Annotated in this window: 18 protein-coding genes and 2 pseudogenes; 19 read left to right on the top strand and 1 reads right to left on the bottom strand. The window is 66.9% G+C overall.

What is annotated here, in order from left to right; genetic code table 11:
• Positions 1-89: 89 nt before the first annotated feature.
• On the bottom strand, positions 90-1,154 hold the full coding sequence (locus BFD71_RS13250) for a glycosyltransferase family 4 protein (protein WP_069264383.1): 1,065 nt from the start codon (positions 1,152-1,154) through the stop codon (positions 90-92).
• A gap of 596 nt (positions 1,155-1,750) precedes the next feature.
• Between BFD71_RS13250 and flhD the strand changes: the two genes are divergently transcribed.
• From flhD to BFD71_RS13155, 19 genes and pseudogenes are all read left to right on the top strand, one after another.
• Positions 1,751-2,068 carry a flagellar transcriptional regulator FlhD gene (gene flhD / locus BFD71_RS13245; RefSeq protein WP_069264381.1) on the top strand — a complete coding sequence of 106 codons (318 nt, stop codon included), beginning with the start codon at positions 1,751-1,753 and terminating at the stop codon, positions 2,066-2,068.
• Positions 2,069-2,174: 106 nt separating this feature from the next.
• A complete protein-coding gene (gene flhC / locus BFD71_RS13240; protein WP_069264379.1) occupies positions 2,175-2,717 on the top strand; it encodes a flagellar transcriptional regulator FlhC in 543 nt (180 codons plus the stop codon).
• A 363-nt stretch (positions 2,718-3,080) separates the two neighbouring features.
• Positions 3,081-3,941 carry a flagellar motor stator protein MotA gene (gene motA, locus BFD71_RS13235; protein WP_042265911.1) on the top strand — a complete coding sequence of 287 codons (861 nt, stop codon included), beginning with the start codon at positions 3,081-3,083 and terminating at the stop codon, positions 3,939-3,941.
• A 10-nt stretch (positions 3,942-3,951) separates the two neighbouring features.
• On the top strand, positions 3,952-5,028 hold the full coding sequence (motB, locus tag BFD71_RS13230; RefSeq protein ID WP_069264376.1) for a flagellar motor protein MotB: 1,077 nt from the start codon (positions 3,952-3,954) through the stop codon (positions 5,026-5,028).
• A gap of 13 nt (positions 5,029-5,041) precedes the next feature.
• Positions 5,042-5,416, top strand: a complete 375-nt coding sequence (locus BFD71_RS13225) for a response regulator (protein WP_069264375.1) — start codon at positions 5,042-5,044, stop codon at positions 5,414-5,416.
• Positions 5,417-5,474: 58 nt separating this feature from the next.
• Complete coding sequence (gene cheA, locus BFD71_RS13220) at positions 5,475-7,751, top strand: chemotaxis protein CheA (RefSeq protein ID WP_069264374.1); 2,277 nt, start codon at positions 5,475-5,477, stop codon at positions 7,749-7,751.
• 57 nt (positions 7,752-7,808) lie between these two features.
• Complete coding sequence (gene cheW, locus BFD71_RS13215) at positions 7,809-8,345, top strand: chemotaxis protein CheW (protein WP_028203349.1); 537 nt, start codon at positions 7,809-7,811, stop codon at positions 8,343-8,345.
• Positions 8,346-8,534: 189 nt separating this feature from the next.
• A complete protein-coding gene (locus tag BFD71_RS13210) occupies positions 8,535-10,394 on the top strand; it encodes a methyl-accepting chemotaxis protein (protein ID WP_069264372.1) in 1,860 nt (619 codons plus the stop codon).
• A 228-nt stretch (positions 10,395-10,622) separates the two neighbouring features.
• Positions 10,623-11,570, top strand: coding sequence for a CheR family methyltransferase (locus BFD71_RS13205; RefSeq protein ID WP_069264370.1), 948 nt, complete (start codon positions 10,623-10,625; stop codon positions 11,568-11,570).
• Complete coding sequence (gene cheD / locus BFD71_RS13200; protein WP_069264368.1) at positions 11,567-12,385, top strand: chemoreceptor glutamine deamidase CheD; 819 nt, start codon at positions 11,567-11,569, stop codon at positions 12,383-12,385. The genes BFD71_RS13205 and cheD overlap by 4 nt, the downstream gene beginning before the upstream one ends.
• Complete coding sequence (locus BFD71_RS13195) at positions 12,382-13,503, top strand: protein-glutamate methylesterase/protein-glutamine glutaminase (protein ID WP_141710660.1); 1,122 nt, start codon at positions 12,382-12,384, stop codon at positions 13,501-13,503. Before cheD ends, BFD71_RS13195 begins: the two co-directional genes overlap by 4 nt.
• A 130-nt stretch (positions 13,504-13,633) precedes the next feature.
• A complete protein-coding gene (gene cheY / locus BFD71_RS13190; protein WP_028203354.1) occupies positions 13,634-14,029 on the top strand; it encodes a chemotaxis response regulator CheY in 396 nt (131 codons plus the stop codon).
• Between the two features lie 130 nt (positions 14,030-14,159).
• On the top strand, positions 14,160-14,816 hold the full coding sequence (gene cheZ, locus BFD71_RS13185) for a protein phosphatase CheZ (RefSeq protein ID WP_069264724.1): 657 nt from the start codon (positions 14,160-14,162) through the stop codon (positions 14,814-14,816).
• Between the two features lie 312 nt (positions 14,817-15,128).
• A complete protein-coding gene (locus BFD71_RS13180) occupies positions 15,129-15,629 on the top strand; it encodes a DUF2844 domain-containing protein (RefSeq protein ID WP_069264722.1) in 501 nt (166 codons plus the stop codon).
• Positions 15,630-15,648: 19 nt separating this feature from the next.
• Positions 15,649-16,932 carry a DUF3443 domain-containing protein gene (locus BFD71_RS13175; RefSeq protein ID WP_083245250.1) on the top strand — a complete coding sequence of 428 codons (1,284 nt, stop codon included), beginning with the start codon at positions 15,649-15,651 and terminating at the stop codon, positions 16,930-16,932.
• A gap of 240 nt (positions 16,933-17,172) precedes the next feature.
• Positions 17,173-18,378 (top strand): annotated as a pseudogene (gene flhB / locus BFD71_RS13170) (flagellar biosynthesis protein FlhB); the annotation flags it as partial.
• Positions 18,379-18,500: 122 nt separating this feature from the next.
• Entirely contained in the window at positions 18,501-20,600 is a 2,100-nt protein-coding gene (flhA, locus tag BFD71_RS13165) for a flagellar biosynthesis protein FlhA (protein ID WP_069264366.1), read from the top strand.
• A gap of 296 nt (positions 20,601-20,896) precedes the next feature.
• A complete protein-coding gene (gene flhF, locus BFD71_RS13160) occupies positions 20,897-23,002 on the top strand; it encodes a flagellar biosynthesis protein FlhF (RefSeq protein WP_069264363.1) in 2,106 nt (701 codons plus the stop codon).
• Positions 22,995-23,777 (top strand): annotated as a pseudogene (locus BFD71_RS13155) (nucleotide-binding protein); the annotation flags it as partial. The gene flhF and the pseudogene BFD71_RS13155, both read left to right, overlap by 8 nt.
• Positions 23,778-24,110: the final 333 nt, after the last annotated feature.

Raw genomic sequence — 24,110 nt, 5'->3', positions numbered from 1 at the left:
CAACGCGTAATGGCGCTATTCAGCGACTCGCAAACGATTCACGTCGCGCATTCGTCTGGATTTATCGCGAAATCTGGAATGCTTCGCACTCAACCGGCGGCGACGCGACGCAGTACCGGACGCTGTGCGGCTTCGATCAGCGCCGTATAAGTGTCGACATAATTGCCGGCCATGATGTGCGACGTAAAGCGGTGTTCGAACTGGTTGCGAATCGCCACGCGCGAAAGCGAATCGATACTCTGGAGCGCGGCCACGGCGCCTTGCACGTCCTCGACGACATAGCCCGTCACGCCCGGGTCGATCACTTCCGGCACCGAACCGCGATTGAAGGCGATCACCGGCGTGCCGCAGGCCATCGCCTCGATCATCACTAGGCCGAATGGCTCGGACCAGTCGATCGGGAACAGCAGCGCTTTCGCACCCGAAAGGAACGCGGGCTTCTGCTCTTCGTTGATCTCGCCGACGAACTCCACGTGGGCCTGCGAAAGCAGCGGCTCGATCTCGGTCTTGAAGTAGTCCTGGTCGACCTTGTCGACCTTGGCGGCGATCTTCAGCGGCAGGCCGGAGAGCGCGGCGATCTTGATCGCCGTGTCCACACGCTTTTCCGGGCAGATCCGGCCGAGGAACGCCAGGTACTCGGGCTTGCGGTCAGCTTGCGGCGTGAGCAGGTTCTTTGGCAGTCCGTGATAGATCGTGTTCTGCCACGCGGCCTGCGGCAACGGCTGGCGCTGCGAGTCCGAAATCGAGATGACCGGTGCGTTCGGGAACTGCTCGAATACCGGTTGCAGCTCCGGCAGGTCGAGGCGGCCGTGGAGCGTCGTCACGAACGGCGTGTCCATGGTCGTGAAAAGCGGGAACGGCAGATAGTCGAGGTGGAAGTGCAGCACGTCGAATTCGTGCGCGACGCGGCGCACGCGCTCGAGCAGCACCATGTGCGGCGCCAGCGCGTCGCGGATCGTGGGGTCCAGGCGCAGTGCGCGCGGCCAGGCGGCTTCGAGGTTTGCCGAGGTGACCGAATCGCCGCTGGCGAACAGCGTCACGTCGTGGCCGAGGTCGACCAGCGCTTCGGTCAGGTAGGACACGACGCGCTCGGTGCCGCCATAAAGCTTGGGCGGAACGGCTTCATAAAGTGGCGCAATTTGTGCGATTCGCATTGTTCGATCTCCTGGCAAAAAAGCCGCGTGTGCAACGAACTCTGTGATGCGGCACTGCGGCGGTACAACGGTATCGGGTTATCCCTGAGACCGATTATGGCCATTTCGCGGCCCGACACACGCGGTTTTGCAAACGCTTAAAGTTGTTACAGCGGGATACAGCAGGTGTAAGAGGCCATTGCAAAGCGTGACGCGGCTTGGGCGCGCATTGCGCAAGCCGCGTGCCCGCTGCGCCGGAACAAGGGTCAAAAGGCAGGGCGCGAGTGACGCGCGCGCATCGAATAGCACGCACGCGTGACGCATCCATGAAAAAGCCTATAATTAACCGATAAATCCGCGGCCTATGCGCACGACATGACGCGCCCCGCCTCCCGCCGCTGCTCCCGCCTCTTTGTCAGAAAAATTCCTACACGTTTGCGAAACTTTTTCTCGCAACGCGTCGCGGCATCCGTCCGATTTCCATTTGTTCCCGCCCCAGCCACAATGGACCCACGACCATAAACAGGCCGTTCGGATGCACTTGGGTTGTATCTGGGCGAGCAAACGTTTTCCGCGGGCGGTCTGACCAGCCGCTGCGATTTGATTCGGGGGAATCCATGAGCGCGACGACGCACAGCGACATGCTCAATGAGATCAAGGAAGTGAACCTGTCGTATCTGTTGCTCGCGCAACGTCTTTTGCGCGAGGACAAGCCGACGGGCATGTTCCGTATGGGCATCTCCGAGCAGTCTGCCGAGGTGCTCGCTAATCTCACTTTCGCGCAGACCGTACGCCTTGCCGCATCGAACCAGCTGCTTTGCCGCTTCCGGTTCGACGACCACGCCATCCTGAGCGCGCTTGCCGACAAGGGCAAAACCGCGCTGACGCACTCGGCGATCATCATGGCGGGCCAGGACGTCGAACAGATCGGCTGAACCGCTTCGCCCAGCGCCGCAGCGCGCTGCGGCGCATTGCACCCTTGCTGCCCGCGAACGGCGGCAGGGGCCAGGCGCATTCCATTGCGGCTTCCAACGGGTGTCTATGGCGACAAAGAGTGTGGTGCAGGAGGTAAAAGAGATCGCGCTCGCAATCGAGCTGATCGAACTGGGCGCGCGTTTGCAACTGCTCGAAGCGGAGACCTCGCTCTCGCGCGACCGGCTCATCCGGCTTTACAAGGAAGTGAAGGGCGAGTCGCCGCCCAAGGGCATGCTGCCGTTTTCGACCGACTGGTTCATGACCTGGCAGCCCAACGTCCATTCCTCGCTGTTCTACAACACGTTCATGTTCATGAGCCGCCACGCGCGCTGCGAGCCGATCCACGCGATCGTGAAGAGCTACCGGCTCTATCTCGAGCACCTGCGGCTGCATGACGAAACGCCCGCGCTGAGCCTCACGCGCGCCTGGACGCTCGTGCGCTATTTCACCTCGGGCCTCCTGCAGATGACGCCATGCAGCCGTTGCGGCGGCCGCTACGTCGCTCACGCGCACGACCCGCAGCGTGGCTTCGTCTGCGGGCTGTGCCAGCCGCCCTCGCGGGCGGGGCGCACACGGCGCAACGCGCTTGCGTCGCAGATCGCCGCTTGAGGCAGATCAACGCCGCTTGTCCCTGATCGATGCGGTTTGCCGCACTCCATGCAGGCCGGGACTCCGGATAAACCCGGCCCGTCCCGGCGCAGAGGCCCCTGCGGCTTCGCCGGAAGGCGCGTGCCGCAAGCACGCCGCATCGTCACACGCAGTCATAGACACGAATTGCAATCCCTTCCCGCGCGGCTTTGCGAACCGGCCCCAGATTCATCCGGCATGTCGACGTCGAGCAGACGGCAGACGCCCGGCCGGCTTACGATCCGCGCCCATTCAAACCCAAAGTTTTTCGCGCCGTTGCCGTAAACCCAGCTAAGGGCGCGGGCCGACGGCGGTTCGCGGCGCATTTCTAGTGAGGACCCGGCAGTGCTGATTATCGTTGGAACCCTCTTGACGATCCTTTGCGTCTTCGGCGGCTACGCACTCGAGGGCGGCCATCTGGCTGCACTCATGCAGCCGATGGAACTGCTCATGATCGGTGGTGCTGGCGTCGGCGCGTTCATCCTCGGCAACGGCATCAAGACCATCAAGGCCACCTTGCGCGTGCTTCCCACGCTGTTCAAGGGCGCCAAATACAACAAGGACGTGTACATGGAGCTGCTCGCGCTGCTCTATGTCCTGCTCGCGAAGGCGCGAAAGGAAGGCACGCTCACGCTCGAAGCGGATATCGACGATCCGCAGAAGAGCCCGATCTTCACGCAGTATCCGAAGATCCTGGCCGACCACCACATCGTCGAATTCCTCACCGACTACCTGCGTCTCATGGTGGGCGGCAACATGAACGCCTTCGAGATCGAAAGCCTCATGGACGAGGAAATCGAAACGCACCACGCCGAAGGCGAGGCGCCTGCCCACGCGCTCGCGAAGGTGGGCGACGCGATGCCGGCGTTCGGTATCGTCGCGGCGGTGATGGGCGTGGTTCACACCATGGCGTCCGCCGACAAGCCGCCCGCAGTGCTCGGCGAGATGATCGCCCAGGCGCTGGTCGGCACCTTCCTCGGCATTCTGCTTTCGTACGGTCTCATCGGCCCGCTCTCGAGCCTCGCGGAGCAGCGCGTGACCGAGTCGACCAAGATGTTCCAGTGCATCAAGGTCACGATCCTCGCGAGCCTGAATGGCTACGCGCCGGCGATTGCCGTGGAGTTCGGCCGCAAGGTGCTGTTCTCGACCGAGCGTCCGTCGTTCACGGAACTCGAAGAGCACGTGCGCCGCGTGAAGGCGAAGTAAGGGACGGCCCATGAGCAACAACAAGGACCGCGCAATCGTCGTCAAGCGCGCCGCGCCGAAGAAGGCCGGCCATCATGGCGGCGCGTGGAAGCTCGCCTACGCGGACTTCATGACCGCGATGATGGCGTTCTTTCTGCTGATGTGGCTGCTTTCGTCGGCTTCGACGGTGCAGTTGAAGGGCATCGCCGACTACTTCAACCAGCCGATGAAGATCACGCTCTGGGGCGGCGACCGCAGCGCGGAAGACTCGAGCATCCTGAAGGGCGGCGGCCGTGACATCTCGTCGCAGGACCAGGGCGTCACGCGCCGCAGCGACGGCGCGACCGAGCGCTCGGAGCGCAACCAGTCGAAGCACAACGACGACGACGCCACGAAGCAGCTCGAAGGCTCGCTCGAACGCAAGGAGCAGGTGCGCCTGCACGACCTGCAAGTCAAGCTGATGGCGGCGATCGAGGCGAACCCGGTGCTGCGCCAGTTCAAGCAGCAGATCCGCATCGACTCCACGCTGCAGGGCCTGCGCATCGAGATCGTCGACTCGCAGAAGCGCCCGATGTTCGCCACCGCGCGCGACGTGGTCGAGCCGTACATGCGCGACATCCTGCAGGCGATCGGCAAGACGCTCAACGACGTGCCCAACCGCATCGTCGTGCAGGGCCACACCGACGCCGTGCCCTACGCCGGCGGCGACAAGGGCTATAGCAACTGGGAGCTTTCCGCCGACCGCGCGAACGCATCGCGCCGCGAGCTGATCGCGGGCGGCATGGACGAATCGAAGGTGTTGCGCGTGCTCGGTCTCGCTTCCACGCAGAACCTGAACAAGGCCGATCCGCTCGACCCGGAGAACCGCCGCATCAGCATCATCGTATTGAACAAGAAGTCCGAAGACGCGCTCATGCACGACGACTCGACCACCACCACGCTCTCCGACGACGCAGCGGGTTCGGGCAAGAGCCTGCCCGCGCTCACGCCGGACGCCGGCATGGGCCGGGCGGCGCCGGCGCCGGTCGCGATCGCGCCGAAGGTGGCGACCACGGTGGCGCCGGTGGGGCCGGCGGTCGCCCCGGCCGTCGCGCCGGCAGCGCAATGACAACGAGGAACGGATGATCAGGAACATTCTGGCGATCGACGATTCGGTGTCCATGCGGGAGATCCTGCAGGCGGCGCTCGGCTCGGCAGGCTACGAGGTGACGGTGGCGAGCGACGGCGAAGAAGGGCTCGAGCATGCGCTCGCCCAGCGCTTCGATCTCGTGCTTACCGACCTTTACATGCCGCGCATGGGCGGGCTCGACCTGATCAAGCAGTTGAGGGCGAATCCTTCGTACTTCGAAACGCCCATCCTCGTGTTGACCACGGAATCGGACGAAGGCTTCAAGGCAGCCGTACGCGACGCAGGCGCGACCGGCTGGATCGAAAAACCGGTGGACCCCGAGCTGCTCGTCGATCTGGCGAGCGCACTCGGCGAGGCCCACCCTTGAGGTGCCGCGCGGCGAGCGACCAGGCACCCCCCCAGGCAATTAACGCGGTGAAAGAGCAATGACTCTCGACATCACTCAGTTCTATCAGACGTTTTTCGACGAGGCGGACGAGCTGCTCGCTCAGATGGAGCAGCTTCTCCTGAACCTGAACGTCGGTCGCCCGGATCCCGAGGATCTGGCGGCGATCTTCCGCGCGGCGCACTCGATCAAGGGTGGCGCGGCGACGTTCGGCTTCACGGCCTTGACCGAGACGACCCACATTCTCGAATCGCTGCTCGACCGCGCTCGCAACAACGAGCTCGTGCTGCGCAAGGACATGATCGACACGTTCCTCGAAACGAAGGACGTGCTTTCCGACCAGCTCGGCGCCTACCGCGCGAGCGCCGAGCCCGATGCGCAGGCAGCGGCCGCCGTGCGCACCAAGCTCGAGCGCCTCTACGCGGAAAGCCGCGGCGTACCCGCGCCTGAACCCGCACCGGCGCCGGCCCCCGCGCCCGCACCGGCTGCGCAGGCGAGCGCCGGCGATTCGGAAGAAGATCTCGAAGCCGCTTTCGAAATGCACAGCACGCTGGCCTCGGCAGGTTCGGGCGCGCCCGAGCACGTCGTGAGCGAGGCGATCGATGCGGCAGCGTCGGCGCCCGCAGCCGGCGCCGACGCTGCGGTGGAAGGTCCGCACCTGCGCGTCACGCTGCGTGCCGTCGACGCGAAGGACCAGGAGCTGCTCGTCGAAGAGCTCGGCAACCTCGGCCGCATTCTCGGCCAGGTGAAGACCGGCGACGACCTCACGCTGTGGCTCGAAACCGATGTGACCTCCGACGACATCATCGCGGTGTGCTGCTTCGTGATCGACGAGAAACAGATTTCGATCGGCCGTGGCGCCGCGCCGCAGGGCGACGCGCAACCGGCTGCGGCCGCACCCGCCGCCGCGCCCGCGGCAACACCGGCCGCGCCTCCCGCCGCACCGATGGCTGCGGCCCCTGCTGCGAGCGCCGTGATCCCGGCCCCGCCGCCCGCCGCGCATGCCGAACAAGACATGCCGCGCCCGCCCGCGAGCGCCCCGGCGCCCGCGCAAGCCGAAGGCGAGCGCAAGGCGCGACCGGCCGCCGCCGCCGCATCGGCGGAAGGCAGTTCGATTCGCGTGGGCGTCGAAAAGGTCGACCAGCTGATCAACCTCGTGGGCGAACTCGTCATCACGCAGGCCATGCTCGCGGAAACCACCAGCACGTTCGACCCGGCGCTGCACGACCGTCTCTACAACGGCATGGCGCAGCTCGAGCGCAACGCCCGCGATCTGCAGGAAGCGGTGATGTCGATCCGCATGATGCCGATGGATTACGTCTTCAGCCGCTTCCCGCGTCTCGTGCGCGATCTCGCGGCGAAGCTCGGAAAGGAAGTCGAGCTTGTCACCTTCGGTCAGGCGACCGAACTCGACAAGAGCCTGATCGAGCGCATCATCGACCCGCTCACGCACCTCGTGCGCAACTCGCTCGACCACGGCATCGAAACCGTGGAAGCGCGCCGCGCCGCGGGCAAGGACGCCACGGGCCAGCTCGTGCTGTCCGCCGCGCACCACGGCGGCAACATCGTGATCGAGGTGAGCGACGACGGCGCGGGCCTGCGCCGCGACAAGATTCTCGCCAAGGCGATCAAGCAGGGCATGCAGGTGAGCGACAGCATGTCCGACGACGAGGTCTGGAACCTCATCTTCCTGCCCGGCTTCTCGACCGCCGAGCAGGTGACGGACGTTTCGGGCCGCGGCGTGGGCATGGACGTGGTGAAGCGCAACATCCAGGCGATGGGCGGCCACGTGGAAATCACCTCGCACGCGGGCAAGGGCAGCACCACGCGCATCGTGCTGCCGCTCACGCTGGCGATTCTCGACGGCATGTCGGTGAAGGTCGGCAGCGAGATCTTCATCCTGCCGCTGAACTTCGTGATGGAGTCGCTGCAGCCGCGCCACGAAGACATCTACACGGTCACCAACGGCGACCGCGTGGTGCGCGTGCGCGGCGAGTATCTCCCGCTCGTGGCGCTGCATCAGGCGTTCAACGTCGAAGGCGCGCGCACGGACCCGACGCAGGGCATCGTCACGATCATGGAAACCGAAGGTCGTCGCTTCGCCATGCTGATCGACGAACTGGTCGGCCAGCAACAGGTCGTGGTGAAGAACCTGGAAACGAACTACCGCAAGGTGCACGGCATTTCGGCGGCGACCATTCTCGGCGACGGCAGCGTCGCGCTGATCGTCGACGTGGCCGCGCTCAATCGCGAGACGCGCGCCACGCATGGCGTAAGCGCCAGCGCAAATTCGGGTGCGTTCGCCGAATTCGCGTAATCGCGATGAAGTCCGGACGCACTCAACCCATCATCTCCCAACCGTTCAGGGGCTAACGTGGCAGAAGTCCAATCGATTCAAGGCAACGGCGCACACGGCGCGATTGCCGGCGCGCAACGCCGCGACGCGCTGCAGGCCGACGCAGGCGGCCAGGAATTCCTCGTCTTCACCCTCGGCGCGGAAGAGTACGGCATCGACATCCTGAAGGTGCAGGAAATCCGCGGCTACGACAGCGTGACGCGCATCGCGAACGCGCCCGACTTCATCAAGGGCGTGATCAACCTGCGCGGCATCATCGTGCCGATCGTCGACATGCGCATCAAGTTCCATCTGGGCCGCGTCGAGTACGACCACCAGACGGTCGTCATCATCCTGAACGTCGCGCATCGCGTGGTCGGCATGGTGGTGGACGGCGTCTCGGACGTGCTCACGCTGCAGATGGAGCAGATCATGCCGGCGCCCGAATTCGGCGCGACGCTCACGACCGAGTACCTCACGGGCCTCGGCACTGTGGAAGGCCGCATGCTGATCCTGATGGACATCGAAAAACTGATGACGAGCCGCGAGATGGCTCTGATCGAGGCGCTGGTCTAACGCGCCGAGAGTTAAACCGGGGGGCCGCGAGGCCAGCGTGAGAGAGAGCGGAAAGCCGCCGCCAAAGAGCGGCAAGCCGCCTTCGTTTTCGCGCGCGCTTCGCGCAGGGGCCCGGGCGTCGCCGTGCCTATGCCGGCCGCGCTTGACCGCACAGCCCGCCCCGATTCGTACAGGACAGGAGCAAACGAGATGCTGCAAAGATGGTCGATCCGCACGACGCTCACGGGCGTCGGGGTCATTCTGGTTGCGCTGACCGTGCTGGTCGGCACACTCGGGCTCGTCGCGCTCGGGCGTGCGAGCGATGCGTTCACCGAAATCGTGCGAGGCGATCTCGTGGCGATGCATGCGCTGAACGACGCGTCGTCGTATCTGCTGCGCACGCGTGTCGCGATCGACCGCGCCAGCGCGCTCACGGCAGCAGGCCAGGCCGACGATGCGAAGAAGGTGATCGATCGCGCCCAGGAATTGCTCGGCAAATCCAACGAAGCCTGGCAAGCGTTCCAGAACGCGCCGAAGGGCGGTCTCGACGCCGCCGCGCTCGACGCGCTCGTGGCAAAGCGCGCCACGCTCATGCAAGACGGCGTGCAGCCCGAATTCGCGGCCCTGCGCGCAAACGATCAACCGGCCTATCACGCCATCGCCGACACGAAGATCAGTCCGATGTTCGTCGATTACGACAACGTCGCCGGTCCGCTCGCGCAGGCCCTGGAACAAAGCGCGCAGGCTCGCGAGGCTGGCGCGCACGACAAGATCGCCGTCATGCGCATCGCGATTGGCGCGGCGATCGCCGTGGCGCTCGTGCTCGTCGTGGTGATCCGCTTCGCCATGCGCGGCCTCATCGTGCAGCCGCTCGAGGACGCAGTGACGTGCTTCGAGCGCATCGCCCACGGCGATCTCACGCAGCCGGTCACGGTCTACAGCGACAACGAGATCGGGCGTCTGTTCAGCGGCATCAAGCGCATGCAGGAAAGCCTCGTCACGCTCGTGAGCGCGGTGCATACGGGCGCAAGCTCGATCGACGTGGGCGCGCGCGAGATCGCCATGGGCAACACCGATCTCTCGCAGCGCACCGAGCAGCAGGCCGCTTCGCTGCAGGAAACGGCGTCGAGCATGGAGCAGCTCACCGGCACCGTGCGCCAGAACGCGGAGAACGCGCGTCAGGCGAGCCAGCTGGCCGTCAACGCCTCCGACATCGCGACGCGCGGCGGCGAGGTGGTGGGTGAAGTCGTGAACACGATGCAGGGCATCGCGGCGAGTTCGGCGAAGGTCGTGGACATCATCAGCGTGATCGAAGGCATCGCGTTCCAGACCAACATTCTTGCGCTCAACGCGGCCGTGGAAGCGGCGCGCGCGGGCGAGCAGGGCCGCGGCTTCGCCGTGGTGGCCGGTGAAGTGCGCAGCCTCGCGCAGCGCAGCGCCAGCGCGGCGAAGGAAATCAAGGAACTCATCAACGACTCGGCCGAGAAAGTGCAAAGCGGCTCGCAGCTCGTGGGCCGCGCAGGCGCGACGATGGAAGAAATCCTTCAGGCCGTGCGTCGCGTGACCGACATCATGGGTGAGATCAGCGCGGCTTCCGAGGAGCAGTCGGGCGGCATCGAGCAGGTCAACCGCGCCGTCACGCAGATGGACACCGTCACGCAGCAGAACGCGGCGCTGGTGGAGCAGGCGGCCGCTGCGGCCGCGTCGCTCGAAGAGCAGACGCGCCAACTGCAGAACGTGCTCGGCACGTGGACGACGGGCGGCGCGTCGGCGCGCAGCGTGGGTGCAGGTCCGGCTCGCGTCACGCCGGCCGCGCCGGTTGCCGCGAAACGCGCGACGCCGTCTTCGGCTGCGGCGGGGGCGAAGCCCGCGGCGGCAACGTCGTCGTCGGCGTCGTCGGCGTCGGCGGCACCGGCGGACACCGCGAAGCCTGCGACAAAGCCCGCTGCGCAACCGGCAAACAAGGCGGTGGCAAAGCCTGCAGCGAAACCGGCCGCGCCTGCGCGCGGCGAGACGTACGTGAGCACGGCAGCATCCGCTTCGGACGATTCGGACTGGGAAACGTTCTGATCGAACGCGGCATGGAAGAGTAGTGAAGTACTGAACACGACGAGCAACTGCAATGCACATGAGCGCTACACAACGGCAAGACCTGCCGCGCCGGGCCCCACGGCCCGCGCGTGCTGCGCAGGCCGCCCATGCGCCGCACGCATTGCAACCGGGCAGGCGCGGCGCGCAGCAGTCCTGCGCCGCGGTATCCCATGCAGTGGGCGGCGCGCAATGCGAAGGAGCATCAGCATGAAAGCGCTGCGAAATACACGCCAGGACGCCGGCGAGACGGGCGGTTCGGGCGTCGAGAGCAACCGCGATTTCGATTTCACCTCGGCGGACTTCGAGCGCATTCGCGCGCTCATTCACCGCCGCGCGGGCATCTCGCTCTCGGACCACAAGCGTGACATGGCATACAGCCGCCTTGCGCGGCGCCTGCGTACGCTCGGCCTCGACAGTTTTCGCGAGTACCTCGACCAGCTCGAAGCGCGCAACGACGCGACCGAGTGGGAAGCGTTCACGAACGCGCTCACCACGAACCTCACCGCGTTTTTCCGCGAGGCGCATCACTTCCCGATCCTCGCGGATTTCGTGAAGCGCAGGGCGGGGGTGGCAGGTGCGCAGCCGGTTTCGGTGTGGTGTTCGGCGGCTTCCACGGGCGAAGAACCGTACTCGATCGCGATGACGCTCGTCGAAGCGCTCGGCGACCGCGCCGCGCGCGAGGCGCGCGTGCTCGCCACCGACCTCGACACCCAGGTGCTCGCCAAGGCCGACGCGGGCGTCTACTCGTTCGACCAGGTGAAGCATCTGTCGCCGGAGCGTCTGAAGCGCTTCTTCTTCAAGGGCACCGGCTCGCACTCGGGACTCGTGAAGGTGCGCCCGGAGCTGCGCGCGATGGTCAAGTTCGAGCAGCTCAATCTCACCGACGCGGACTACGGCTTGCGCACGACGTTCGACGCGATCTTCTGCCGCAACGTGATGATCTATTTCGACAAGCCGACCCAGGCACAGGTGCTCACGCGCTTCGAGCCGCTCATGAAGCCGGACGGCCTGCTGTTCGCGGGCCATTCGGAGAACTTCACCTACGTCACGCAGGCGTTCCGTCTGCGCGGCCAGACGGTGTACGAACTCACGCGCGGCGCCGCTGCCAGTGCCGCGCCGCGCCGCGCGAACGACGCGCTCGGAGTGCCCGCATGAGCGCCCGCCTTCCGATCGCGACGAACCGCTATTTCGACGCGCATTTCCAGCGCCCCGGCGTCAAGCTGCTGCCCAACGAGTTCTACACGACGGGCGAGGACATGGTGCTCGTCACGGTGCTCGGCTCGTGCGTGGCGGCCTGCATTCAGGACCGCACCGCCGGCATCGGCGGCATGAACCACTTCATGCTCCCCGACGACGGCGCGGACTCCGCCCACGCCCTCACCGGCGCCTCCGACGCCATGCGCTACGGCGCCTACGCGATGGAAGTGCTCATCAACGAGCTGATCAAGGCGGGTGGCCGCCGTGAGCGTTTCGAGGCCAAGGTGTTCGGCGGCGCAGCCGTGCTCGCGGGCATGACGACGATGAACATCGGCGACCGCAACGCCGTGTTCGTGCGCCGCTATCTCGCGACCGAGAACATCCGCATCGTGGCCGAGGACCTGCAAGGCTCGCATCCGCGCAAGGTGGCGTTCCTGCCGCGCACGGGCCAGGTGATGGTCAAGAAGCTGCGTCTCTCGCAGGACACGAGCGTGGCCGAGCGCGAGCAGCAGCTCGCCGCGCAAACCGCCGAAGCGCGCGCCGAGCGGCTCGCGCGGGCGCGGGCGCGCGTCGAGCTGTTCGGCGTCGGCGGCGCGGGGCGTGCGGGCCCGGGCGCCACGTCGCCGGCAGCAAACTCGGCAGCTCATACGCCCCAGATTTCCCAATCCCAGCCGCAGGGCGCGCGCCCTCGCATCGAGCTGTTCGGCTCGAGCGTGTCGTCCGCGCTGCGCGCATCCGGTCAAGACAACGCCAGGACAGTAGAGGAGGCGTGAACGCTGTGCAAAAAATCAAGGTTCTCTGCGTCGACGATTCGGCGCTGATCCGCAGTTTGATGACGGAAATCATCAACAGTCAGCCCGATATGACGGTCGTCGCCACCGCGCCGGATCCGCTCGTCGCGCGCGAGCTGATCAAGCAACACAACCCCGACGTGCTCACGCTCGACGTGGAAATGCCGCGCATGGACGGCCTCGACTTCCTCGAGAAGTTGATGCGTCTGCGGCCCATGCCGGTCGTGATGGTGTCGTCGCTCACCGAGCGCGGCAACGAAATCACGCTGCGCGCGCTCGAACTGGGCGCCGTCGACTTCGTGACGAAGCCGAAGGTCGGCATTCGCGACGGCATGCTCGAATACTCGGAAAAGCTCGCCGACAAGGTGCGCGCCGCCGCGCGCGCCCGCGTGCGTGCGCACCATGCGCCCGCCGCCGCATCGGCGGGCGCGGCAGCGCACGCGCACGGTCACGCCGCTGCGCACCCCGCGGGCCCGGCGCCGATGATCAACAACCCGCTCGTCTCGACCGAAAAGCTCGTGATCGTCGGCGCGTCGACGGGCGGCACCGAGGCGATCCGCGAAGTGCTGCAGCCGCTGCCGCCCGACGCGCCCGCGGTGCTGATCGCGCAGCACATGCCGCCCGGTTTCACGAAGTCGTTCGCACAGCGCCTGAACGGGCTGTGCCGCATCACCGTCAAGGAAGCGGAGCACGGCGAACGGGTGCTGCCCGGCCACGCCTACATCGCGCCGGGCCACGCACACCTCTTGCTCGCACGCAGTGGCGCGAACTACATCGCGCATCTGTCCGACGACCCGCCGGTCAACCGGCACCGTCCGTCGGTCGACGTGCTGTTTCGCTCGGCGGCGCTGCACGCGGGCAAGAACGCCATCGGCGTGATTCTCACGGGCATGGGCCGCGACGGCGCAGCCGGGCTGCTCGAAATGCGCCAGGCCGGTGCGTACACGCTCGCGCAGGACGAGGCGAGCTGCATCGTGTTCGGCATGCCGCGCGAAGCCATCGCCATGGGTGGCGCCGACGAGATCGCCTCGCTCTCCGACATGAGCCGGCGCGTGATGACCCGACTCGCCTCGATGGGCGACAGGGTTCAGCGCGTCTAAGAAATTGCCGATATAGAGAGATCATGCAGGCCGCAAACGCTTGCTCGATCGCTCGCGATTAATTTATCTGGATAGGCAGTGCGCTTCTCTGGATAATTGCCCGGGTTTTCGCCTGGAGGAATGGAACGTGATGGATAAGGGAATGAAGATTCTGGTGGTGGACGATTTTCCGACGATGCGCCGGATTGTCCGCAACCTGCTCAAGGAACTGGGCTACTCGAACGTCGACGAAGCCGAAGACGGTGCAGCGGGCCTCGCCCGTCTGCGCGGCGGCAACTACGAGTTCGTGATCTCGGACTGGAACATGCCGAACCTCGACGGTCTCGCCATGCTCAAGGAGATCCGCGCCGACGCCAACCTGACGCATCTGCCGGTGCTGATGGTGACGGCCGAGTCGAAGAAGGAGAACATCATCGCTGCGGCGCAGGCTGGCGCGAGCGGCTACGTGGTGAAGCCGTTCACGGCCGCCACGCTCGACGAGAAGCTCAACAAGATTCTCGAGAAGATGGCCAAGACGGGGAGCTGACGTGAACGAGCCCATCAGTGAGCAGTCCGGCGCTCATTCCGGTGAGTGGCCGGAAGCCGATGGCATCGAGCCGCTCCCGCAGCCGCCCGAGTTCGACTTCGAGCCGTCCGCCGCGGGCGAAGCCGGCGAGCTGGCGACGGACCGCATCCTCGCGCGCATCGGACACCTGACGCGCAGCCTGCGCGACTCGATGCGCGAACTCGGCCTCGACAAGCATGTGGAGCGCGCCGCCGAGGCGGTGCCCGACGCGCGCGACCGGCTCCGCTATGTCGCGAACATGACCGAGCAGGCCGCCGAGCGTGTGCTGACCGCGATCGACATCGCCAAGCCGCTGCAGGAAACGCTCGAACGCGACGCGAAGGAACTGACGAGCCGCTGGGCGACCTGGTACGACGCGCCGATCGGCCGCGAGGAAGTGCGCCAGCTGATGGACGACACGCGCGCCTTCGTGGATGGCGTGCCGCAAGCCACCGCGGCGACCAACGAGCAACTCCTCGCGATCATGCTCGCTCAGGATTTCCAGGACCTGACGGGCCAGGTGATCAAGAAGATCATGGACGTGGTCTATCTGATCGAGCAGCAGTTGCTCACCGTGCTGGTCGAGAACATCGCGCCGGAGCGGCGCGAGCAGTTCGCGGCCACGGCGGCGGCGCTCGCGGAGACCCAGAGCAGCACGGGCAGCCCCGAAGGCCTGCTCAACGGCCCTCAGATCAATCCGGAAGGCAAGACCGACGTCGTGCAGGACCAGGCGCAGGTCGACGATCTGCTCGCAAGTCTCGGGTTCTGACCCCTAACGTGCAGCTAATCGTTCGGTTAGCTGCCGCATGTAGTCCAAGGCGGGCATACTAGTGCTCATGCCTTCGTGCCCTGCGGCGGCGAACGTCGCGGTGGGGCAACGAAGCATAGCCAGCCGTTGCCCGTCCTGCTGCGTCCCGCCGCGACCTTCCCGCGCGGCCCCGACAGCGTATGGTGCAACGCGCCATCGCAACAGGGAGGGGACGCCTTGTATCCATACACATCGTTCTGTGGCAACGCGGCGCGCTCGTTTGCGCGCCGCGTCAAACGCGGCCGCGCACCCGGCGCGGCGCTTCTCGGTTCCCTGCTTGGTGTGCTGCTCGCGGCGCCGGCGGCTCACGCCGCGCTCGGCGGTGCGCCCATGCCCACGCCGGCGGGCGCGAACGTCAGCACCCTGAGCGCCGCTTCGGCGGCAGCCGCGGCCGGCAACGCCTCGGCCGTGGCGCGCGCAGCGGTGCAAGGCGCGGCGTCTGGCGCTTCCACGACTCCCGCCTATACCGTTCAGCAGACCACGCTCGCCAACGGCACCGTCGTGCGCGAGTACCTCTCGCAGGCCGGCACCGTATTCGGCGTGGCCTGGGACGGCCCGCAGATGCCCAATCTCGCCACGCTGCTGGGCGGCTATTTTCCCCAGTACACGGCCGGCGTGAAGGCGAGCCACGCCGCCGGTCACGTGCGCGGGCCGGGCGTGGTCGAAAACTCGAACGTCGTGGTGCATTCGGGCGGCCACATGGGCGCCTTCTCCGGGCAGGCATGGCTGCCGCAGGCGCTGCCTGCGGGCGTCAGCGCCTCCGATATCCAGTGACGAGCGGAGGCCGAACGTGCTGACTTCAGTGCTGACTTCACGCTATTCGCGCAACGTGTGGCTGCGCCCTTTCCGGTTCCTTTCGGGCGCCGCGCTCGTTGCCCTGGTTTCGCTCGTCGCCGCCTGCGGGGGCGGGGGCGGCAGCAGCGGTAGCAGTAGCAGCAGCTCGAGCGGCAGCAGTGGCGGCAGCGGCTCCGCGGTTCCCAGTCCCACACAGCAGCCCACCGCGGCTACCGCCGCGAATACCGTGGGCGTCGTCGTGAACCGCGGACTGACCGGCACGCTGCCCAACATTCCCACTGTCAGCGTGACGATCTGCGTGGCCGGCACGAGCACCTGCGAGACCGTCGACAACATTCAGGTCGATACGGCGTCGTTCGGGCTGCGCCTGCTCGCGTCGGCGCTGCCGAACCTGTTGGGCTCGCTGCCCAAGGCCACAGCCAACGGCGGCACCCTCGCCGAATGCACGGCCTTCGCCGACGGTTACACATGGGGCACGGTGCGTCCCGCCGACGTGAAGATCGGCGGCGAAACGGCGTCCAATATTCCGATCCAGATCATCGGCGACCTGAACTCGAACACGGTGCCGTCGGCGTGCGCGAGCTTCGGCAGCGCGCAGGACACGGTGCAGGACCTGGGCGCGAACGGCATTCTCGGTATCGGCGTTGCGCCTTATGACAACCTCGGCACTTATTACTCCTGCCCCGGCGACACGAACTGCGTCACGGCAACGGTCACGCAAACCCAGTTGGTGGCCAATCCGGTGCCCAGGTTCGGCACGGACGGCAACGGCGTGATCCTCGAGATGGCCCCCGTCTCCGATACCGGCGCGCCCAGTGCGACGGGCACGCTCGTGTTCGGCATCGGTACGCAGTCGAACAACGCGATGACCGCCGCGCAAAGCTACAACACGGACTCGTGGGGCAGGCTCAGCTCCACCTTCAACGGGCGCACGCTCCAGACCTTCCTCGACTCGGGTTCGAACGCGATCTTCTTCGTCGACAGCGCCCTGCCGCAGTGCGGCGGCAATCTCGGCACGTTCTATTGCCCTACGTCCACCCAGTCCTTCAGCGCTGCACTCGCGTCCAATAACGGCGCAACGACGGGCACCGCGACCTTCAATGTCGCGAACGCGAACGCATTGCTCGGCAGCGGCGCGAACTATGCGGCCAACAACCTGGCAGGGCAGTTCGGGTCGGCCGCGGCGCTCGACCTGGGGTTGTCGTTCTTCTATGGCCGCTACGTGTACTACGGCATGGACATGAGCGCGTCCGGCGGCAAGGCGCCGTTCGTCGCGTTCTGAAATCGCGGGCCCTGAGGGTGCGTAGGCCGTGAAGTTGGCGGCCCGCGAGCGCGCGCGCATCGTGTGCCGGCGTTCGCCGATGATGCCGCCCCGGTTCCATCGGCCGAAATACCCTGATTTCCCCGTCCTACTCCGCCAATCGCCGCTTGGCTTGCGCGGCAATAATCGCTGTCACTGAAAAAGGGCGCGCGCCAGCCGCGCAGCCGCGACGAGCGGCGCGTGCCCGCGACCGGAGCATGCGTGGCTGAGGACAGCGACCTCGAGAAAACCGAATCCGCCACTCCCAAGCGCCTCGAAAAGGCGCGGGAGGAGGGGCAGGTTCCGCGTTCCCGGGAGCTGGCGACATTCGCGCTGCTCTCGGCGGGCTTCTATGGCACGTGGATGCTCTCCGGCACGATCGGCCAGCATCTGCAAGCCATGATGCGCGGCGCGTTCTCGTTCAATCACGCGGGGGCGTTCGAAACCAGCCGCATGCTGATCGGCGCCGGCGTCGCCGCGCGCGAAGGTCTCATGGCGCTCATGCCGGTGCTCGCGCTCACGGGGCTCGCCGCGCTGCTCGCGCCGATGGCGCTCGGCGGCTGGCTCATCTCGACGAAGGCGCTGCAGCCGAACTTCGGCCGCCTCAATCCGATGTCGGGGCTCGGGCGGATCTTCTCCGTGAACGGGCCGATCCAGCTCGGCATGTCGCTCGCCAAGACGCTCGTGGTGGGCGTGATCGGCGGCTGGGCGCTGTGGAGCCGGCGCGACGAGATTCTCGGGCTCGCCATGCAGCCCGCGGCGCGCGCGTTCGCCGACGCGATGCATCTGATCGGCGTGTGCTGCGGCATGACGGTCGCCGGCATGTTCGTGGTCGCCGCGCTCGACGTGCCGTACCAGCTCTGGTCGTACTACCGCAAGCTGCGCATGACCAAGGAAGAAGTGAAGCGCGAGCACAAGGAAAACGAAGGCGATCCGCACGTGAAGGGGCGCATTCGCCAGCAGCAGCGCGCCGCCGCGCGCCGCCGCATGATGACTCAGGTGCCCAAGGCCGACGTGGTCGTGACCAACCCGACGCACTTCGCCGTCGCGCTCAAGTACGCCGATGGCGAGATGCGCGCGCCGAAGGTCGTCGCCAAGGGCGTGAACCTCGTGGCCGCGCGCATCCGCGAGATCGCGACCGAGAACAACGTGCCGCTGCTCGAAGCGCCGCCGCTCGCCCGCGCGCTCTATTACAACGTCGACATCAACCGGGAAATTCCGGGTCCGCTCTACGGCGCGGTCGCCCAGGTGCTGGCGTGGGTCTATCAGCTCAAGCGCTTTCGCGAGCATGGGGGCGACGTGCCGATGGAGCCGACCGACCTCGACGTGCCACCCGAAATGGACAAGGGCGCGATGAGTGACGAAGACGAAGCCAGCGAAGCCGACGAAGCCCTCACCCCCGAGGAGCGCGCGGCCGCCGAGGCCGCCAGTCGCGCGAACGCGGCAAATTCCACGAACGCAGCGAACGCGGCGAACGCAAACAACGCATCGAATACCGCTGGCCGCGCCGATGACAATCCGGCGCGCGACGGCACTGAAGGAGCAACAGAATGAACGCCCGCACCGGTTTCCTCGCGCGGCGCCCGGAGATGCTGCAAAGCACGAATCTGCGCGCGCTGGCGGGACCGATCCTGATCTGCATGATCCTCGGCATGATGATCCTGCCGTTGCCGCCGTTCCTGCTGGATCTGCTGTTCACGTTCAACATCGCGCTTTCGGTGATGGTGCTGCTCGTCAGCATGTACACCATGAAGCCGCTCGACTTCGCGGCGTTCCCGAGCGTGCTGCTGTTCTCCACGCTCCTGCGGCTCTCGCTGAACGTGGCCTCCACGCGGATCGTGCTGCTCGAAGGCCACACCGGCCCGGGGGCAGCGGGCCAGGTGATCGAGTCGTTCGGCCACTTCCTCGTGGGCGGCAACTTCGCCGTGGGTATCGTGGTGTTCGTGATCCTCATGGTCATCAACTTCATGGTGATCACGAAGGGCGCGGGCCGTATCGCCGAAGTGTCCGCGCGCTTCACGCTCGACGCGATGCCCGGCAAGCAGATGGCGATCGACGCCGACCTGAACGCGGGCCTCATCAACGAAGAAGCGGCCCGCAAGCGCCGCAGCGAGATTGCCCAGGAAGCCGAGTTCTACGGCTCGATGGACGGTGCGAGCAAGTTCGTGCGCGGCGACGCCATCGCCGGCCTGCTGATCATGGTGATCAACATCGTGGGCGGCCTGATCGTGGGCGTCGTGCAGCACGGCATGCCGCTCGCCTCGGCGGGCGAGACCTACACGCTGCTGACCATCGGTGACGGCCTCGTCGCACAGATTCCGTCGCTCGTGATCTCGACGGCGGCCGGCGTGATCGTCTCGCGCGTGGCGACCAACGAAGACATCGGCACGCAGCTCACCGGCCAGCTCTTCACGAACCCGCGCGTGCTGATGATCACGGGCGCGATCATCGTCATGATGGGCCTGATTCCGGGCATGCCGCACTTTGCGTTTCTGCTGCTCGGCGGCGGTGCGATCCAACTCGGCCGCACGCTGAAGAAGAACGCCGCAGCGAAGAAGGCGAGCGCCGTGATCGCCGACGCCGCGCCCGCCGCGCTTGCACCCGTCGAAAACGCCGAGGCGACCTGGGACGACGTGGCGCTCATCGACACGCTCGGCCTCGAAGTGGGCTACCGCATCATTCCGCTCGTCGACAAGAACACCGACGGCGAGCTGCTCAAGCGCATCAAGAGCATCCGCAAGAAGTTCGCGCAGGAAATCGGCTTCTTGCCGCCCGTCATCCATATTCGCGACAACCTGGAGCTGCGCCCGAACGCCTACCGGATTGCGCTGAAGGGCGTGGAAGTGGGCACGGGCGAGGCCTACCCGGGCCAGTGGCTCGCGATCAACCCAGGCCAGGTGAGCGCAGTGCTGCCCGGCACGCCGACCACGGACCCGGCGTTCGGCCTGCCCGCCGTGTGGATCGATTCGAACGTGCGCGAGCAGGCGCAGGTGTTCGGCTACACGGTGGTGGATTCGAGCACGGTGGTGGCGACGCACCTGAATCACCTCGTCGTCATGCACGCGGCCGAACTGCTCGGGCGCCGCGAAGTGCAGGCGCTGCTCGAGCGCGTGCAGAAGGACACGCCTTCGCTCGTGGACGACCTCGTGCCGAAGGTGCTGCCGGTCACGACGCTGCAGAAGGTGCTGCAGAACCTGCTGGAAGAAGGCGTGCCGATCCGCGACATGCGCACGATCATGGAATCGCTCGCGGAGCACACGCCGCGCATCACCGACGCCCACGATCTGACGGCGGCGGTGCGCATCGCGCTCGGCCGCGCGATCACGCAGCAATGGTTTCCCGGCAACGCCGACATGCAGGTAATGGGCCTCGACGCGAACCTCGAGCGCGTGCTGTCGCAGACGCTCACCTCCGGCCCGAACCCCGGCCTCGAACCGGGTCTCGCGCACACGCTGCTCACGCAGACCGAGCAGGCGATGGGGCGTCAGCAGGCGCTGGGTCTCGCGCCGGTGATGCTCGTGCAGCACGCGCTGCGGCCCATGCTGTCGCGCTTCCTGCGCCGCAGTCTGCCGCAGCTCAAGGTGCTGTCGTATGCCGAGGTGCCCGATACGCGCAACGTGAAGGTGGTGAACGTGATCGGGGCGCACTGATCGCGCTGCCGTATCTGGACGAGAAAAAGCCCGCTTCTTGCGGGCTTTTTCGTTAGCCGCGCCGCGTGCGAGCCTTTCTGCACGTAATTTTTGCCTGTGCGCAGCTCCGCCACCGATTCCGCGAATTGCCCGCATTTCTCCGCCCTGATCCATCGATCATGGGGGGCTCACCTTCGAAATAATTCCAACATCGGAAAAGGCCTTGCACAGGACGCCAGGCCGGCAGCAATCCAGCGCCATTCCAGCAACAGACGACCGGCGGCGGCATTGGCCGCTCACCTCATCAGGGGCTTAGCTTGAACATTCGCAAATTCATCGGTGGCACCAGCCGCGACGCGTTACGGCTCGTACGCGAAGCGTTGGGTGCGGACGCCGTCGTTCTGTCGAACCGTACGCTCGACGACGGCAGCGTCGAAATCGTCGCGCTCGCGGACCGCGATCTCGCGGCGATCGCGCCGGCCGATGCTGCCGCCGCGCAAGGCCTGAGTGGCCTCGTGGCGCAAAGTGGTCAAGGCGCCCCGTTCGCGCAGCCCTCCGCCGCCATGACACAGATGTCGCGCACGCCGCGCAGCGCGCCTGGCGCCGCTCCCGCGGCGCTCGCCGCCCCGGTGGGCGGTGCGAACCCCTACGCGAGCGGCATGCCGGACGTGTTCTCGTCGGTGTTCGGCGCGAGCCCGGAAGTGGGCGCCGAAAACGGCGGCGCGAGTGCCGACGCCGATGCCGATGGCGACCAGGCCGCCGACACCGCCGTCTCGCTCGGCAAGGAAGCGGCGGCCGCGTCGGCCGCCATTGCGCCGCTTTCGGCTTCGTCGCCTTCTTCGCGCGCCGCGGCAGGCCAGCAGGCCGCGCAATCGGCGATGCCGCCGACGCTGCAATCCGCGATGCAGGCCGCGCAATCGCAACAAGCTGTCCCGCATGCGCATTCGCCGCTGCAAATGGCGCTGCAGGCCGCGACCGACTCGCTCGCCTCGCCGGCCTTTGCACCATCGTTTGCGTCCACGGCGCCGACCGCCAACGCCAACGCCCAGGCCGCCGCACGTGAAGCCGCAGCGCGGCTCGAACAGGCCGCCGCCGCGCAGACGAGCGACGCGCCGCGCACGATGGCCGAATCGAACCCCTGGCTGATCGACCACGCCCGCCGTATCGCGAACCAGCAGAACGCGCCGCGCGTGCCGGGCATGACGCCTGCCACCGCCGCCGCGCGCGGCCTTGGCAGCGTCGCCGATCCGGTGCTGCCGCCCGACGTTGACGCCAGCACGCCCGACTGGGCGCTCGAGGCCGCTCATGTCGCCGCGCGCCGCGCCGCGCAGCGCCTCGGCCACGGTCCGGAAGCCGCGGGCCCCGCGCCCGGCAGCCGCAATGCGCAGGGCGCCGATGCGGCGCAAAGCGTGAGCGAAGCGATCCGCGCGCGCATCGAGCAGGTCGTCAACGAAACCGTGATGAACGAGCTCGCCTCCATGCGCGGCATGATGGAAGAGCAGTTCGCGGGCCTCCTGTGGGGCGAGCGCCAGCGCCGCAGCCCGGTGCAGGGCGCGCTCACCAAGCAGCTGTTCGCCGCAGGCTTCTCGGCGCAACTGGTGAAGATGATGATCGACCGGCTGCCCGACGTGCAGACCGAAGAGGCCGGCATGGAGTGGCTCCAGTCGGTGCTCGAATCGAACCTCCCCGTGCTCGAAGACGAACAGGCGCTGATGGAGCGCGGCGGTGTGTTCGCGCTGATGGGCCCGACGGGCGTGGGCAAGACCACGACCACCGCGAAGCTCGCCGCGCGCTGCGTGATGCGCTTCGGCGCGAGCAAGGTGGCGCTGCTCACCACCGACAGCTACCGGATCGGCGGCCACGAGCAACTGCGCATCTTCGGCAAGATCCTCGGCGTTTCGGTGCACGCGGTGCGTGACGGCGCGGACCTCCAGCTCGCGCTCACCGAACTCAAGAACAAGCACATCGTGCTGATCGACACGATCGGCATGAGCCAGCGCGACCGCGCCGTGGCCGACCAGATCGCCATGCTGTGCGGCGCGGGCCGCCCGGTGCAGCGCCTTCTGCTGCTCTCGGCGACCAACCACGGCGACACGCTCAACGAAGTCGTGCAGGCCTACCAGAGCGGCCCGGACAACGCGCCGCTCACGGGCTGCATCCTCACCAAGCTCGACGAGGCGACCAACCTCGGCAGCGCGCTCGACACCGTGCTGCGCTACAAGCTGCCGGTGCATTACGTCTCGACGGGCCAGAAGGTCCCCGAGAACCTTTACGTGGCGACGCGCCGCTTCCTGATCCGCAGCGCTTTCTGCATTCCGCGAGAGAGTTCGCCGTTCGTGCCGCACGAAGACGATATCCCGGCGCTGCTGTCGGCACTCTCGACGCGTACGAATTCGCAGGCTCCCGAGGTCAGGTTTGGATAAGTTCGTAATCGATCAAGCTGAAGGGCTGCGGCGGCTTCTCGCGCGTGAAGGCTCGCGCGTGGTCGCAGTGACGGGCGGTGCAGGTTCGCCCGGACGCACGACCACGGTGGTCAATCTCGCGGCGGCGCTCACCGCGCAGGGCAAGGACGTGCTCGTGATCGACGAGTGTCTGGGACCCCGCTCGGTCTGTGCGCTGGTGGGCGGTGTGCGCGGCGCAGGCAACTTCGCCGCCGTCGTGCGCGGCGAGCGCACGCTCGACGAAGCCGTGGGCCGCCATGCGCTCGGCTTCGGCGTGCTGGCCGCCTCGCGCGACAATCGCGCGCAGTACACGTCCGCCCAGCTGCAGAAGGTCATTTCGGGCCCCGCGGACATCGTACTGATCGACGCGCAGCTCGACGCCGATGGCGCGCTTTCGCCGCTCGCCATGCATGCGCACGATGTGCTGATCGTGATGCGCATCGGTGCGCAGTCGATCACGGACGCCTACGCGTGCATGAAACGGCTGCACTTCGCGCATGCGATCGCGCAGTTTCGCGTGCTCGCGAATCATGTGGCGAACGCGAGCGACGCGCAGGCCGCGATCGAGAATCTCGCAGGGGTGGCGAGCCGCTACCTGAGCGTGTCGCTCGACAGCGCCGGAAGCGTCGCCGCCGATCAGCACATGGCGCAGGCGCTCAGGCTTGCGCGCTGCATCGTCGATGCGTTTCCGTCGACGGCCGCCGCGCGCGATTTCCGCCACGTGGCCGCCGAACTGCCGCACTGGCCGATGCGACCCGCGGTCTCGGCGTGCTCGCCGGCCACGGCACGCGCGAATGCACTGTTCGGCGCGAAGGACGAAGAACATGAAGCGGCGGGCCACGCACCCGTCGACGATCCGGACGGCGCGCCGCAAGCCGGCGTCCAGCCCCACGCTACCCATGCAACAAACGCCGCACACAGCACGCTCGCCGCGAACGCCGATTCGTTCGTAGCGGCCGTGACGGGTGTGCATCCCGCACCCAACGCAACATCCGCGTCCGCTCCGGCCCATGTGGGCTGGCGGACCGATACGCCCGCGCAGCGGACGTCGCCGCAGCACGTCTGACGTGCGCACGACGACGCCAACAGG

Source organism: Paraburkholderia nodosa (assembly GCF_001718195.1).
Lineage (GTDB): Bacteria > Pseudomonadota > Gammaproteobacteria > Burkholderiales > Burkholderiaceae > Paraburkholderia > Paraburkholderia nodosa_A.
Note: the sequence above shows the minus strand (reverse complement) of the source record. Positions and strands in the feature narration are given on the sequence as shown.

Bases quoted from the DNA above. Each gene is read 5' to 3' on its own strand.
- BFD71_RS13250 (WP_069264383.1), bottom strand. From the start codon at position 1,154: ATGCGAATCGCACAAATTGCGCCACTTTATGAAGCCGTTCCGCCCAAG.
- flhD (WP_069264381.1), top strand. From the start codon at position 1,751: ATGAGCGCGACGACGCACAGCGACATGCTCAATGAGATCAAGGAAGTG.
- flhC (WP_069264379.1), top strand. From the start codon at position 2,175: ATGGCGACAAAGAGTGTGGTGCAGGAGGTAAAAGAGATCGCGCTCGCA.
- motB (WP_069264376.1), top strand. From the start codon at position 3,952: ATGAGCAACAACAAGGACCGCGCAATCGTCGTCAAGCGCGCCGCGCCG.
- BFD71_RS13225 (WP_069264375.1), top strand. From the start codon at position 5,042: ATGATCAGGAACATTCTGGCGATCGACGATTCGGTGTCCATGCGGGAG.
- cheA (WP_069264374.1), top strand. From the start codon at position 5,475: ATGACTCTCGACATCACTCAGTTCTATCAGACGTTTTTCGACGAGGCG.
- BFD71_RS13210 (WP_069264372.1), top strand. From the start codon at position 8,535: ATGCTGCAAAGATGGTCGATCCGCACGACGCTCACGGGCGTCGGGGTC.
- BFD71_RS13205 (WP_069264370.1), top strand. From the start codon at position 10,623: ATGAAAGCGCTGCGAAATACACGCCAGGACGCCGGCGAGACGGGCGGT.
- cheD (WP_069264368.1), top strand. From the start codon at position 11,567: ATGAGCGCCCGCCTTCCGATCGCGACGAACCGCTATTTCGACGCGCAT.
- cheY (WP_028203354.1), top strand. From the start codon at position 13,634: ATGGATAAGGGAATGAAGATTCTGGTGGTGGACGATTTTCCGACGATG.
- flhA (WP_069264366.1), top strand. From the start codon at position 18,501: ATGAACGCCCGCACCGGTTTCCTCGCGCGGCGCCCGGAGATGCTGCAA.